This is a genomic window from Cognatilysobacter segetis, assembly GCF_004359965.1.
Lineage (GTDB): Bacteria > Pseudomonadota > Gammaproteobacteria > Xanthomonadales > Xanthomonadaceae > Cognatilysobacter > Cognatilysobacter segetis.
This window is the reverse complement of sequence record NZ_SMRQ01000060.1, coordinates 1-14079: the sequence shown is the minus strand read 5'-3', so window position 1 is coordinate 14079 and position 14079 is coordinate 1. Positions and strand designations below refer to the sequence as shown.

The window sequence follows — 14079 nt, the reverse complement described above, 5'->3', positions numbered from 1 at the left end:
TCCACGTGCGCCGTCGAGATCGTGATGCCGCGCGCCTTCTCTTCCGGCGCCGCGTCGATCTGGTCGTACGCCTTGAACTCACCACCGAAACGCTCGGCACCCACCTTCGTCAGCGCCGCCGTCAGCGTCGTCTTGCCGTGGTCCACGTGACCGATCGTGCCCACGTTCACGTGGGGCTTGGTGCGCTCGAACTTACCCTTCGCCATTGCAATTACCTCGGTTTCAGTTGATCCGGAGCCCCGGGCTCGTCACCCGGGGCATTTGGTTTTCGTCAGTTCTTCTTGACCACGGCTTCGGCGATGTTGTTCGGCGCCTCGGCGTAGTGGTCGAATTCCATCGTGAACGTGGCGCGGCCCTGCGACATCGAACGCAGCGTCGTCGCGTAGCCGAACATCTCGCCCAGCGGGATCATCGCGTTGATGATCTTGCCCGACGGGCTGTCGTCCTGGCCCTGCAGGATGCCGCGACGACGGCTCACGTCGCCCATCACGTCACCGAGGTAATCCTCGGGCGTGACGATCTCGACCTTCATGATCGGCTCGAGCAGGACCGGCGAGGCCTTGTTGAAGCCTTCCTTGAAGCCCATCGAGCCGGCGATCTTGAACGCCATTTCGGACGAGTCGACCTCGTGGTACGAGCCGTCGACCAGCCGGACCTTGACGTCCACGATCGGGTAGCCGGCCATGATGCCGTTGGCCACCGCTTCCTGGATGCCCTTGTCGACCGCCGGGATGTACTCCTTCGGCACGACGCCGCCGACGATGGCGTTCTCGAACTCGTAGCCCTTGCCCTGCTCGTTCGGCGAGATCTCCAGCCACACGTGGCCGAACTGACCCTTACCGCCCGACTGGCGCACGAACTTGCCTTCGGCCTTGACCGCCTTGCGGATGGTCTCGCGGTAGGCGACCTGCGGCTTGCCGACGTTCGCTTCCACGTTGAACTCGCGCTTCATGCGGTCCACGAGGATGTCGAGGTGCAGCTCGCCCATGCCCGAGATGATGGTCTGGCCGGATTCCTCGTCGGTGCGCACGCGGAACGAGGGATCTTCCTGCGCCAGGCGGCCCAGGGCGATGCCCATCTTTTCCTGGTCGGCCTTCGACTTGGGCTCCACCGCCATCGAGATGACGGGCTCCGGGAAGACCATGCGCTCGAGCGTGATCACGGCGTCCTGCGCGCAGAGGGTGTCACCGGTGGTGACGTCCTTCAGGCCGACGGCCGCGGCGATGTCGCCCGCGCGCACTTCCTTGATCTCCTCGCGCTGGTTGGCGTGCATCTGCAGGATGCGGCCCACGCGCTCCTTGCGGCTCTTGACGGGGTTGAACACCGCGTCGCCGGCATTGAGCACGCCCGAATACACGCGGAAGAACGTCAGCGAACCGACGTACGGGTCCGTCATGATCTTGAACGCGAGCGCCGAGAACGGGTCGGTGTCCGACGCCTTGCGGCTGTCTTCCTTCTCGTCCTCGTCGATACCCTGGACCGGCGGACGGTCGATCGGCGACGGCAGCAGCTGGATGACCGCGTCGAGCATCGCCTGGACGCCCTTGTTCTTGAACGCGGTACCGCAGAACACGGGCACGATCTCCGTGCGCAGCGTGCGCTCGCGGATGCCGGCGATGATCTCGGCTTCCGACAGCTCACCGTCGTTGAGGTACTTGTCCATCAGCTCTTCGGACGCCTCGGCGGCGGCTTCGACCATGAAGGCGCGGGCCGCTTCGGCCTTGTCCTTCAGGTGCGTCGGCATCTCGACGTACTCGAACTTCGTACCCTGCGAGGCGACGTCCCACGCGATCGCCTTCATCTTGACGAGGTCGATCACGCCTTCGAAGTTCTCTTCGGCACCGATCGGCACCTGCATCGGCACGGCGTAGGCGCCGAGGCGGCTCTTCAGTTGCTCGACGACCTTGTCGAAGTTCGCGCCGGTGCGGTCCATCTTGTTGACGAACGCCATGCGCGGCACGGCGTACTTGTTCGCCTGGCGCCACACGGTCTCCGACTGCGGCTGCACGCCGCCGACGGCGCACAGCACGAACACCGCACCGTCGAGCACGCGCAGCGAACGCTCGACTTCGATCGTGAAGTCGACGTGGCCGGGGGTGTCGATGATGTTGAAGCGGTGCTCGGGGAAGTTGCGGTCCATGCCCGACCAGAAGCACGTCGTTGCTGCCGACGTGATCGTGATGCCGCGCTCCTGCTCCTGCTCCATCCAGTCCATCGTCGCGGCACCTTCGTGCACTTCGCCGATCTTGTGGTTGACGCCGGTGTAGAACAGGACGCGTTCGGTCGTGGTCGTCTTGCCGGCATCGATGTGGGCCATGATGCCGAAGTTGCGGTAACGCTCGATGGGAGTGGTGCGAGCCACGGGACCCTCTCGTAAGTTTTCGGATTCTCAAATGGCCGGACGCCGCCCTGGAAGGCGGCCTCCGGTTGGAGGAGCGGCCACGGCCGCTCCTTTTCAGCGCTAGGCGCTAGATCACCAGCGGTAGTGCGCGAAGGCCTTGTTGGCCTCGGCCATGCGATGCGTCTCTTCGCGCTTCTTGATGGCGCCGCCGCGGTTCTCCGAAGCGTCCATCAGCTCGGCCGCGAGCTTGCGCGGCATCGAGTTCTCGCCGCGCTTGCGGGCGGAGTCGATCAGCCAGCGCATGGCAAGCGCCGAACGGCGCGCCGCACGGACTTCGACCGGCACCTGGTAGGTCGCGCCGCCGACGCGGCGGCTCTTGACCTCGACGGCCGGTGCGACGTTCGTCAGCGCCTTCTCGACCAGCTCGAGCGCGTTCGGATTCTTCTCGCCGATGACGTCCATGGCGCCGTAGACGATCTTTTCAGCGATCGACTTCTTGCCGGACTTCATGACCATATTGATGAAGCGGGCGATCGTATCGCTCCCATGCTTGGGATCGGGCAGGACCGAGCGCTGCGGGGTGGAACCTTTACGCGACATTGGCGTGTACCTCTCGTATCAGGCGACGGCGCGGTGCGCCTGTCGAAATCAGGACTTCGGACGCTTCGCGCCGTACTTGGAGCGGCTCTGGCGACGCTTGGTGACGCCGGCGGCGTCGAGCGAGCCACGCACGGTGTGGTAGCGGACGCCCGGCAGGTCCTTGACGCGACCGCCGCGAATCAGCACGACCGAGTGCTCCTGCAGGTTGTGGCCTTCGCCGCCGATGTACGAGATGACCTCGTAGCCATTGGTGAGGCGCACCTTGGCGACCTTGCGGAGCGCCGAGTTCGGCTTCTTCGGGGTCGTGGTGTAGACGCGCGTACAGACGCCACGGCGCTGCGGGCAGTTCTGCAGCGCGGGGGACGTGCTCTTGTAGGTTTCAGGGTTGCGCGGCTTGCGCACCAGCTGATTGATGGTCGCCATCTGGAGCTCTTCGTTTGGGCCGGGGCCCGTGGAAAACGGAAGGCCAGCCCCGAGGGACCAGCCAAGACGAAAAAGCCTAGCCCGCGTCCGGATGAACCGGTCGCGGGCTCGACTCGTGCGATGCAACAGGCGCCATAAGGCGTGCGCACCGCGAAGATCCCACCCTGCCCTGGGTCCAATACGAGGCACGTCCTGTGGCCTCATTTGGTGATCTGGGGCTGCCCTGGGGCCGCCCGGATATTGCTTAGCTCGGGGAGTATAGCAGGGCCGGCCCGCCCGTGGGCAAGCCGGCCCCTGCGATCACTCTTCCTCGCCACCCTCGGCCGCTTCGGCGGCGGCGGGCGCCTCCTCGACGGCCGCGACCGGCGCGGAGAGCGTCTCGAACTCCTGGTCCGTCAGGCCCGAGGCGGTCTTGCGGCGCTGGCTGTGGTACGCCAGACCGGTGCCGGCCGGGATCAGGCGACCGACGATCACGTTCTCCTTGAGGCCGCGCAGCGTGTCGCGGGTGCCGCGGACGGCCGCCTCGGTCAGGACGCGGGTGGTCTCCTGGAACGACGCCGCCGAGATGAACGACTCGGTCGCCAGCGAGGCCTTGGTGATGCCGAGCAGCACGGGCTCGTACTTCGCCAGGATTTCGTTGCGCGAGGACAGGCGCTGGTTCTCCTCGATCAGGCGCTGACGCTCGACCTGCTCGCCGGCCAGGAACTTGCTGTCGCCCGCGTCGGCGATCTCGACCTTGCGCAGCATCTGGCGAACGATCACCTCGATGTGCTTGTCGTTGATCTTGACGCCCTGCAGGCGGTAGACGTCCTGGATTTCCTTGGTGAGGTAGACGGCCAGCGGCTCGACGCCGAGCAGGCGCAGGATGTCCTGCGGGTTCGGCTCGCCATCCACGACGGTCTCGCCCTTCTCCACGTGCTCGCCTTCGAACACGATGATCTGGCGGTACTTCGGGATCAGCTCTTCGTGCTCGCCACCGTCGGCGTCCTTGATGATCAGGCGCTGCTTGCCCTTGGTGTCCTTGCCGAACGAGACGATGCCCGAACGCTCGGCGAGGATCGCCGGGTCCTTCGGCTTGCGCGCCTCGAACAGGTCGGCCACGCGCGGCAGACCGCCGGTGATGTCGCGGGTCTTCGACGCTTCCTGCGGGATCTTGGCGACCACGTCGCCCACGCCCACCGGCGCGCCGTCCTGCAGGTTCACGATCGAGCGCGGCGGCAGCATGTACTGGGCCGGCAGGTCCGTACCCGGGATCTGCAGGTCCTTGCCGTTCGCGTCGACGATGCGCACGAGCGGACGCAGATCCTTCGCCTGCGTACCGCGACGCTTCGGATCGGTGATCTCGCTCGAGGCGAGGCCGGTCAGCTCGTCGGTCTTCTGGATAACCGTCACGCCATCGATGAAGTCGATGAAGCGCATGAAGCCGGCGACTTCCGACACGATCGGGTGGTTATGCGGATCCCAGTTCGCGACCTGCTGGCCGGCCTTGATCTCCGCGCCGTCACGCACCGTGATGGTCGCACCGTACGGCAGCTTGTAGCGCTCGCGCTCGCGGCCGTGCGCATCGAGGACCGACAGTTCGCCCGAACGCGACACCGCGACCAGATGGCCGTTGGCGTGCTCGACGTGCTTGAGGTTGTTGAACTTGATCGTGCCTGTCGTCTTCACGGTGACATTGTCGATCGCCGCCGCACGCGATGCCGCACCACCGATGTGGAACGTACGCATCGTCAGCTGCGTGCCCGGCTCGCCGATCGACTGCGCCGCGACGACACCCACCGCCTCGCCGTGATTGACGAGGTGGCCGCGGCCGAGATCGCGGCCATAGCAGAACGCGCAGACGCCGAACGGCGTTTCGCAGGTGATGGTCGAACGCACCTTGATCGACTGGACGCTGGCCTCTTCGAGCTTGGCGACCCAGGCCTCGTCGAGCAGCGTGTTGCGCGTGACGATCGGATCCTCGTCGTTGCCCGGCAGGAACACGTCCTCGGCCACGACGCGGCCCAGCACGCGCTCCTTCAGCGGCTCGACCACGTCGCCGCCTTCGACGATCGGGGTCATCATCAGACCCTCGAGCGTGCCGCAGTCGGTTTCGGTGATCACCACGTCCTGCGCGACGTCGACCAGACGACGCGTCAGGTAACCCGAGTTCGCCGTCTTCAGCGCGGTATCCGCGAGACCCTTACGTGCACCGTGGGTCGAGATGAAGTACTGGAGGACGTTCAGGCCTTCGCGGAAGTTCGCGGTGATCGGCGTCTCGATGATCGAGCCGTCCGGCTTGGCCATCAGGCCGCGCATACCGGCGAGCTGGCGGATCTGGGCCTGCGAACCACGCGCGCCCGAGTCGGCCATGATGTAGATCGAGTTCATCGACTTCTGCGCGACCGGCTTGCCGTCCGAGCCTTCGACGGTTTCCGTGCCGATCGCGTCCATCATCGCCTTGGCCACGCGCTCGTTCGTGCGCGACCAGATGTCGACGACCTTGTTGTAGCGCTCGCCGGCGGTGACCAGGCCCGACTGGTACTGCTCCTGGATCTCCAGGACTTCGGCTTCCGCCTCGTCGAGGATGCCCTTCTTCTCGTCGGGGATGATCATGTCGTCGATGCCGATCGACACGCCGGCGCGCGTGGCGTACGCGAAGCCGGTGTACATCAGCTGGTCGGCGAAGATGACCGTGTCCTTGAGGCCCAGCTGGCGGTAGCAGCTATTGATCAGGCGCGAGATGTTCTTCTTGGTCAGCTCGGTGTTGGCGAGCTCGAACGGCAGGCCTTCCGGCAGGATTTCCTGCAGCAGGGCGCGACCGACCGTGGTGTCGACGATCGACGTGCGCTTCGAGCGCGTGCCGTCCTCGGCTTCCACGGTTTCGGTGATGCGGACCTTGACCTTGGCGTGCAGCTCGACGACGCGGTTGTCGTACGCGCGCTTGACCTCGGCGACGTTCGCGAACGCCATGCCCTCGCCCTTCTTGTTCACCAGGGCACGGGTCATGTAGTACAGGCCGAGCACGACGTCCTGCGACGGCACGATGATCGGCTCGCCGTTCGCCGGCGACAGGATGTTGTTCGACGCCATCATCAGCGCGCGCGCTTCCAGCTGGGCTTCCAGCGAGAGCGGCACGTGGACGGCCATCTGGTCACCGTCGAAGTCGGCGTTGAACGCCGTACACACGAGCGGATGCAGCTGGATCGCCTTGCCTTCGATGAGGACCGGCTCGAACGCCTGGATGCCGAGACGGTGCAGCGTCGGCGCGCGGTTCAGCAGCACGGGATGCTCGCGGATGACCTCCTCGAGGATGTCCCACACCTGCGCCTCTTCGCGCTCTACAAGCTTCTTCGCCGCCTTGATCGTAGTGGCGAGGCCACGGCGCTGCAGCTTGGAGAAGATGAACGGCTTGAACAGCTCGAGCGCCATCTTCTTCGGCAGGCCGCACTCGTGCAGGCGCAGCGTCGGGCCGACCACGATGACCGAACGGCCCGAGTAGTCGACGCGCTTGCCGAGCAGGTTCTGGCGGAAGCGACCCTGCTTGCCCTTGATCATGTCGGCGAGCGACTTGAGCGGGCGCTTGTTGGTGCCGGTGATGGCGCGGCCGCGACGGCCGTTGTCCATCAGCGCATCCACCGACTCCTGCAGCATGCGCTTCTCGTTGCGCACGATGATGTCGGGCGCATTGAGTTCGAGCAGGCGGCGCAGTCGGTTGTTGCGGTTGATGACGCGGCGGTACAGGTCGTTGAGGTCCGACGTCGCGAAGCGGCCACCGTCCAGCGGGACCAGCGGGCGCAGGTCCGGCGGCAGCACCGGCAGCACGGTCATGACCATCCACTCCGGGCGGTTGCCCGAGTCGATGAAGGCCTCGATCAGTTTGATGCGCTTGGTGAGGCGCTTGAGCTTGGTCTCCGAGCCCGTGCTCGCGATGTCCTCGCGCAGCTGCACCATCTCGGTTTGCAGGTCGATCGTGCGCAGCAGCTCGTAGACCGCCTCGGCGCCCATCGCGGCGTCGAAGTCGTCGCCGTGCTCCTGGCGCGCCTGGAGGAACTGTTCCTCGGTGAGCAGCTGGCCGCGTTCCATCGGCGTCAGGCCCGGCTCCGTCACCACGAAGGCTTCGAAGTACAGGATCCGCTCGATGTCGCGCAGGGTCATGTCGAGCATCAGGCCGATGCGCGACGGAAGCGACTTCAGGAACCAGATGTGCGCGACCGGCGAGGCGAGGTCGATGTGGCCCATGCGCTCGCGGCGCACCTTGGCCAGCGTGACTTCGGTGCCGCACTTCTCGCAGACCACGCCGCGGTGCTTCATGCGCTTGTACTTGCCGCACAGGCACTCGTAGTCCTTGATCGGGCCGAAGATCGCCGAGCAGAACAGGCCGTCACGCTCGGGCTTGAACGTGCGGTAGTTGATCGTCTCCGGCTTCTTGACCTCGCCGTAGGACCACGAGCGGATCAGGTCCGGCGAGGCCAGGCCGATCTTGATCGCGTCGAAGTCGATCGTCGTGCGCTGCTGGTTGAACAGATTGAGCAGGTCTTTCATTTCAGTCTCCAGGGGAGCGAAGTTCATCGAGAACGTGGGTGCTTCCCGTCACCCGGCGCGCCTTCGCGCGCGCGGGAGACGGCGTTCCGTTCTCAGGTCTCTTCGAGCTCCATGTTGATCGCCAGCGAGCGGATTTCCCTCACGAGAACGTTGAAGGACTCCGGCATGCCCGCGACCATCTCGTAGTCGCCGTCGACGATGTTCTTGTACATCTGGTTGCGGCCCTGCACGTCGTCGGACTTCACCGTCAGCATTTCCTGCAGGGTGTAGGCCGCGCCGTAGGCTTCCAGCGCCCAGACTTCCATCTCGCCGAAGCGCTGGCCGCCGAACTGCGCCTTGCCGCCCAGCGGCTGCTGGGTGACGAGCGAGTACGGGCCGGTCGAACGCGCGTGCATCTTGTCGTCGACCAGGTGGTTCAGCTTCAGCATGTGCATGTAGCCGATCGTGACCGGGCGTTCGAACGCCTCGCCCGTACGACCATCGTGCAACGCAATCTGGCCGCTGGACGGCAGCTCGGCGAGCTCGAGCATGCGCTTGATCTCGAACTCGGCCGCGCCGTCGAACACCGGCGTCGCCATCGGCACGCCGTCGGTCAGGTTCTTGGCGAGGCGGATCAGCTCCTCGTCGGTGAACTGCGACAGGTCGACGCGCTCGCCCACCACGCTCGTGTCGTGGTTGTAGATGTCGCCGAGGAACTTGCGAAGCTCGGTCACCGCGTTCTGCGCCTGCAGCATGCGATCGATCTTCTTGCCCAGGCCCTTCGCCGCCCAGCCGAGGTGAACCTCGAGGATCTGGCCGATGTTCATTCGCGACGGCACGCCGAGCGGGTTGAGCACGATGTCGACCGTCTCGCCGCTGGCGGTGTACGGCATGTCCTCGACCGGCACGATCGTCGACACGACACCCTTGTTGCCGTGGCGGCCGGCCATCTTGTCGCCCGGCTGGATGCGGCGCTTAACGGCGAGGAAGACCTTGACCATCTTGAGCACGCCCGGGGCGAGGTCGTCGCCCTGCGTGATCTTCGAACGCTTGTCGGCGAAGCGACGCTCGAACTCCTTCTGGTACTCGTCGATCTGCTTCTGGGCGCGCTCGATCGCCTCGACCGCGTCCTCGTCCTTCATGCGCAGCGTGAACCAGTCCTTCTTGGACAGGCTGTCGAGCACCAGCGAGGTGACCGTGTCGCCCTTCTTCAGGCCGGCACCGCCGTTCGCCACCTTGCCCAGCAGCTGGCCGCGCAGGCGGTCGTAGATCGCCGCCTCGAGGATGCGGAACTGGTCGTCGAAGTCCTTCTTGACGCGACGGATCTCGTTCTCCTCGATCTGGCGCGCGCGCTTGTCCTTTTCGATGCCGTCGCGGGTGAAGACCTGGACGTCGATGACGACGCCGTCCATGCCCGGCGGCACGCGCAGCGAGCTGTCCTTAACGTCGGAGGCCTTCTCGCCGAAGATCGCGCGGAGCAGCTTCTCTTCCGGCGTCAGCTGGCTCTCGCCCTTGGGCGTGACCTTGCCGACGAGGATGTCGCCTGCACGCACTTCCGCGCCGATGTAGACCACGCCCGACTCGTCGAGGCGGCCGAGCGCCTGCTCGGACACGTTCGGGATGTCGGCGGTGATTTCCTCCGGTCCGAGCGTGGTGTCGCGCGCCTGGACGGTGAGCTCTTCGATGTGGATCGTCGTGTAGCGATCCTCCTCGACCACGCGCTCGGAGAGCAGGATCGAGTCCTCGAAGTTGTAGCCGGTCCACGGCATGAACGCGACCAGCATGTTCTGGCCCAGCGCGAGTTCGCCGATGTCGGTCGAGGGACCGTCGGCCAGCACGTCGCCGCGCTCGATGCGATCACCGACCTTCACCAGCGGGCGCTGGTTGATGCAGGTGTTCTGGTTCGAACGGGTGTACTTGATCAGGTTGTAGATGTCGACGCCGGCGTCCAGGCCTTCGTTGACCTCGTCCTCGTTGACCTTGACCACGATGCGCGCGGCGTCGATCGCCTCGATCACGCCACCGCGGCGCGCGTTGACGGTCACGCCCGAGTCGCGCGCCACGGCGCGCTCGATGCCCGTGCCCACGAGCGGCTTCTGCGCGCGCAGCGTCGGCACCGCCTGACGCTGCATGTTGGCGCCCATGAGCGCGCGGTTGGCGTCGTCGTGCTCGAGGAACGGCACGAGCGCCGCCGCGACCGACACCGTCTGCATCGGCGAGACGTCCATGAAGTGGACCTCGCTCGGGGCCTTCAGCAGCGACTCGCCCTGGTAGCGGCAGGCCACGAACTGCGCGGTCATGTTGCCGTTCTCGTCCTGCGGCGCGTTGGCCTGGGCGATGACGTACTCGTTCTCCTCGATCGCCGACAGGAACTCGACGTCATCGGTGACCTTGCCGTCCACGACCTTGCGGTACGGCGTCTCGAGGAAGCCGTACTGGTTGGTGCGCGCGAACACGGCGAGCGAGTTGATCAGGCCGATGTTCGGGCCTTCCGGCGTCTCGATGGTGCAGACGCGGCCGTAGTGGGTCGGGTGCACGTCGCGGACTTCGAAGCCGGCGCGCTCGCGGGTCAGGCCGCCCGGGCCGAGGGCCGACACGCGACGCTTGTGCGTGACTTCCGACAGCGGGTTGTTCTGGTCCATGAACTGCGACAGCTGCGAGGAGCCGAAGAACTCCTTGATCGCGGCGGCGACGGGCTTGGCGTTGATGAGCTCCTGCGGCGTGAGGCCTTCGGACTCCGCCATCGACAGGCGCTCCTTGACCGCACGCTCGACGCGCACCAGGCCGACACGGAAGGTGTTCTCCGCCATTTCGCCGACCGAACGCACGCGACGGTTGCCCAGGTGGTCGATGTCGTCGACGACGCCGCGGCCGTTGCGGATTTCCGTCAGCACGCGGATGACGTCGAGGATGTCGGACGTCTGGCCGAACAGGCCGCGCAGGCGGCCGGACTCCTCGTCCTTGCGGTCCTGGAAGTACTTCGCGTCATACAGCACCGACGCGCCCTCGGTCTCCTTGCGACCCAGGCGGCGGTTGAACTTCATCCGGCCCACGCCCGAGAGGTCGTAGCGCTCGAAGGTGAAGAACAGGTTGTGGAACAGGTTCTGCGCGGCGTCCTTGGTCGGCGGCTCGCCCGGACGCATCATGCGGTAGATCTCGACCAGCGCTTCGAGCTGCGTCTTGGTCGGGTCGATGCGCAGCGTGTTCGAGATGTACGGACCGCGATCGAGGTCATTGACCCACAGCGTGCCGATCTGCGCGATGCCGGCCTTGCGCAGCGCCTCGAGGTGACCGTCGTTGATCTCCTCGTTCGCGTTCGCCAGCAGCTCGCCCGTCTTCGGATCGACGACGTCGTGCGAGAGGATGCGGCCGACCAGGTAGCTGTCCGGCACGGCGAGCGCGGAGATGCCCGCCTGCTCGAGCTGGCGGACGTGGCGCGCGGTCACGCGGCGACCGGCCTCGACGATGACCTTGTCGCCGTCGGTGAGGTCGAAGTCGAGCGTTTCACCGCGCAGACGCTCCGGCACCAGCTCCAGCTGCACGCCCTCGGGGAGGATGTGGAAGGTGTTGATGTCGAAGAACTGCTTCAGCATCTCCTCGTTGTTGTAGCCGAGGGCGCGCAGCAGGATCGTCACCGGCAGCTTGCGGCGACGGTCGATACGGCAGAAAACCGCGTCCTTCGGGTCGAACTCGAAGTCCAGCCACGAACCGCGGTAGGGGATGATGCGGGCGCTGTACAGCAGCTTGCCCGAGCTGTGCGTCTTGCCACGGTCGTGGTCGAAGAAGACGCCCGGCGAGCGGTGCAGCTGCGAGACGATGACGCGCTCGGTGCCGTTGACGATGAAGGTGCCGTTCTCGGTCATGAGCGGGATCTCGCCCATGTAGACCTCCTGCTCCTTCACGTACTTGATCGCCTTGGTCGACGACTCGCGGTCGTAGATCACCAGGCGAACGGTCACGCGGAGCGGCGCGCCGTAGCTCATGCCGCGCGTGCGGCACTCGCGCTCGTCGAACGCCGGCTCGCCGAGCTTGTAGCCGACGTATTCCAGGGCCGCATTGCCGCTGTAGCTGGCGATCGGGAAGACCGACTTCAGCGCGGCGTGCAGGCCGCGATCCTCGCGCTTGGCGGGATCGGTGTTCTCCTGCAGGAACTCGCGGTACGAGTCGACCTGGATGGCGAGCAGGAAGGGGACCTCGAGGATCGCGCGGCGCTTGCCGAAATCCTTGCGGATGCGCTTTTTCTCGGTGAACGAGTACGTCGTCATGGGAACTGCCGCCTCTCTTGGAGCGGGGATCGGGGATCGGGGATCCGTCGCGTTGTGATGGTTCGGACTCTCGATCCGTCAACCCCGTAAGGGGATGAACTGTCAGTTGGAAGCCGCAGGTATTGCCGGCACCTGCACGCCTTCTGAAGCTGCTTCCAACTACCAACTCGGTTGGTTTTCTTTGCCACGGGAACCGGGGAACGGAAGGGCTCTCGATGCCTCGCCGCACGGTGCGGCGTTGGACAACGGGCCGGCCGGAACGTTCCGAAAAACCGGGTCCGTCTACAACGACCAAAGGCCGGGGGCAATTGCCCCCAGCCTTCAGTGGGTCGCCGATGGAATCCGGCGACGCAAAGCTGCTTACTTGACCTCGACGGTCGCGCCGGCAGCTTCCAGGTCCTTCTTCATCTTCTCGGCGTCTTCCTTCGAAGCGCCTTCCTTCACGACGCCACCGGCCTCGGTCAGGTCCTTCGCTTCCTTCAGGCCCAGGCCCGTGATGGCGCGAACGGCCTTGATGACCTCGACCTTCTTCTCGCCGGCCGACTTCAGGATGACGTTGAACTCGGTCTGCTCTTCGACCGGAGCGGCGGCGGCAGCCGGGCCCGCGGCCATGACCGGGGCAGCGGCGGAGACGCCGAACTTCTCTTCGATCGCCTTGACGAGGTCCATGACTTCCATCAGCGACTTGGTGGCGATGGCGTCGACGATCTGCTCGTTGGTAACGGACATTTGGATATACCTTTCGGAAATTGGTTTCTAAAGCGGATTCAGGAAAGAACGTCGACGATCACGCGGTTTCCGCGGCAGCCTCGGCCGGCGCGGCGTCGCCGCCACCCTGCTGGTCGGCCACGGCCTTGACGGCACGCGCGAACATCGCGGCCGGCTCGGCCAGCACGCGGGCGAGCATCGCCAGCGCCTGATCGCGGGTCGGCAGCGAGGCCAGGACGTCGACGTGGGCGGCCGGCAGCAGCTTGCCTTCCACCGAGACGATCTTGGCCTTGAGCTTGTCGTTGCCCTTGGACGCATCTTTGATCAGGCGACCGGCGGCGCCGGGCTCCTCGAGCGAGAACGCGTACAGCAGCGGACCGACCAGGGCGTCCTTGACGCAGGCGAACTCGGTGCCTTCAACGGCGCGCGAGGCCAGCGTGTTCTTGACGACCTTGAGGTACACACCCGTTTCGCGAGCCTTCTTGCGCATCTCGGTCATCTGACTGACCGTGGTGCCCGCGTACTCGGCCGCGACCAGGGAGTGCGCCTTGCCGGCGATGTCCGCCAGCTCCGCGACGACTTCCTGCTTCTGGGACAGATTGAGAGCCATTGCACTCCTCCAATTGAACTCCGCGAGCGGCAGTCGCCGTCGCGGGACGGGGCGGCGCCAGTCCGTGGCACCGGGGATACCGCGAGGGGCATCCCGGTGGTGGCCGTCCAGAAACGAATTTCCAGAAGGGCACCATCTACGCAGGCGGTGGATTAAGCGATCCCGCTTCGACCGACGGCGATTCCTTGCCGTGTTGAGCTTCCCTTGCCCGTCGCCGGTCGGCGCCGACCGCACCTGCGGTCTTTGACGGTCACTGCCGCCGGAGCGGCAGCGCCTTCAAAAGAGTCGGCCGGCGGCAAACGCCACCGGCCTTGAACTGCTTACTTCAGCGCCAGCGACGCCTGGTCGACGATCACGCCCGGACCCATGGTCGAGCTGATCGCCACCTTCTGCAGGTACTGGCCCTTCGAGGTCGCCGGCTTGGCCTTGATCAGGTCCAGCAGCAGCGCCGTCAGGTTTTCCTTGAGCTTGTCGCCGTCGAAATCGGCCTTGCCGATCGTGCAGTGAATGATACCCGCCTTATCGGTGCGGTAACGGACCTGGCCGCCCTTGGCGTTCTTGACCGCTTCAGCCGGGTTCGGCGAGACGGTGCCGACCTTCGGGTTCGGCATCAGGCCGCGCGGGCCGAG

Annotated in this window: 8 protein-coding genes and 1 pseudogene; all 9 read right to left on the bottom strand. The window is 65.7% G+C overall.

Annotated features, from left to right (window positions below):
* Nucleotides 1-206: GTP-binding protein (locus E4F61_RS11910; protein WP_238382910.1), on the bottom strand; the 206-nt coding region annotated here is incomplete at its 3' end.
* Between the two features lie 65 nt (nucleotides 207-271).
* Nucleotides 272-2362, bottom strand: a complete 2091-nt coding sequence (gene fusA, locus E4F61_RS11905) for an elongation factor G (RefSeq protein WP_133479881.1) — start codon at nucleotides 2360-2362, stop codon at nucleotides 272-274.
* A gap of 111 nt (nucleotides 2363-2473) precedes the next feature.
* Nucleotides 2474-2941 carry a 30S ribosomal protein S7 gene (rpsG, locus tag E4F61_RS11900; protein ID WP_133479880.1) on the bottom strand — a complete coding sequence of 156 codons (468 nt, stop codon included), beginning with the start codon at nucleotides 2939-2941 and terminating at the stop codon, nucleotides 2474-2476.
* Between the two features lie 48 nt (nucleotides 2942-2989).
* A complete protein-coding gene (gene rpsL / locus E4F61_RS11895) occupies nucleotides 2990-3364 on the bottom strand; it encodes a 30S ribosomal protein S12 (RefSeq protein WP_133479879.1) in 375 nt (124 codons plus the stop codon).
* A 300-nt stretch (nucleotides 3365-3664) separates the two neighbouring features.
* Entirely contained in the window at nucleotides 3665-7888 is a 4224-nt protein-coding gene (gene rpoC, locus E4F61_RS11890; protein ID WP_133479878.1) for a DNA-directed RNA polymerase subunit beta', read from the bottom strand.
* 92 nt (nucleotides 7889-7980) lie between these two features.
* Nucleotides 7981-12132: a DNA-directed RNA polymerase subunit beta gene (gene rpoB, locus E4F61_RS11885; RefSeq protein ID WP_133479877.1), complete on the bottom strand. Its 4152-nt coding sequence runs from the start codon at nucleotides 12130-12132 to the stop codon at nucleotides 7981-7983.
* 360 nt (nucleotides 12133-12492) lie between these two features.
* On the bottom strand, nucleotides 12493-12861 hold the full coding sequence (rplL, locus tag E4F61_RS11880) for a 50S ribosomal protein L7/L12 (RefSeq protein WP_133479876.1): 369 nt from the start codon (nucleotides 12859-12861) through the stop codon (nucleotides 12493-12495).
* Between the two features lie 58 nt (nucleotides 12862-12919).
* On the bottom strand, nucleotides 12920-13450 hold the full coding sequence (gene rplJ / locus E4F61_RS11875; RefSeq protein WP_133479875.1) for a 50S ribosomal protein L10: 531 nt from the start codon (nucleotides 13448-13450) through the stop codon (nucleotides 12920-12922).
* A 320-nt stretch (nucleotides 13451-13770) separates the two neighbouring features.
* Nucleotides 13771-14079, bottom strand: a pseudogene (locus tag E4F61_RS11870) (50S ribosomal protein L1); the annotation flags it as partial.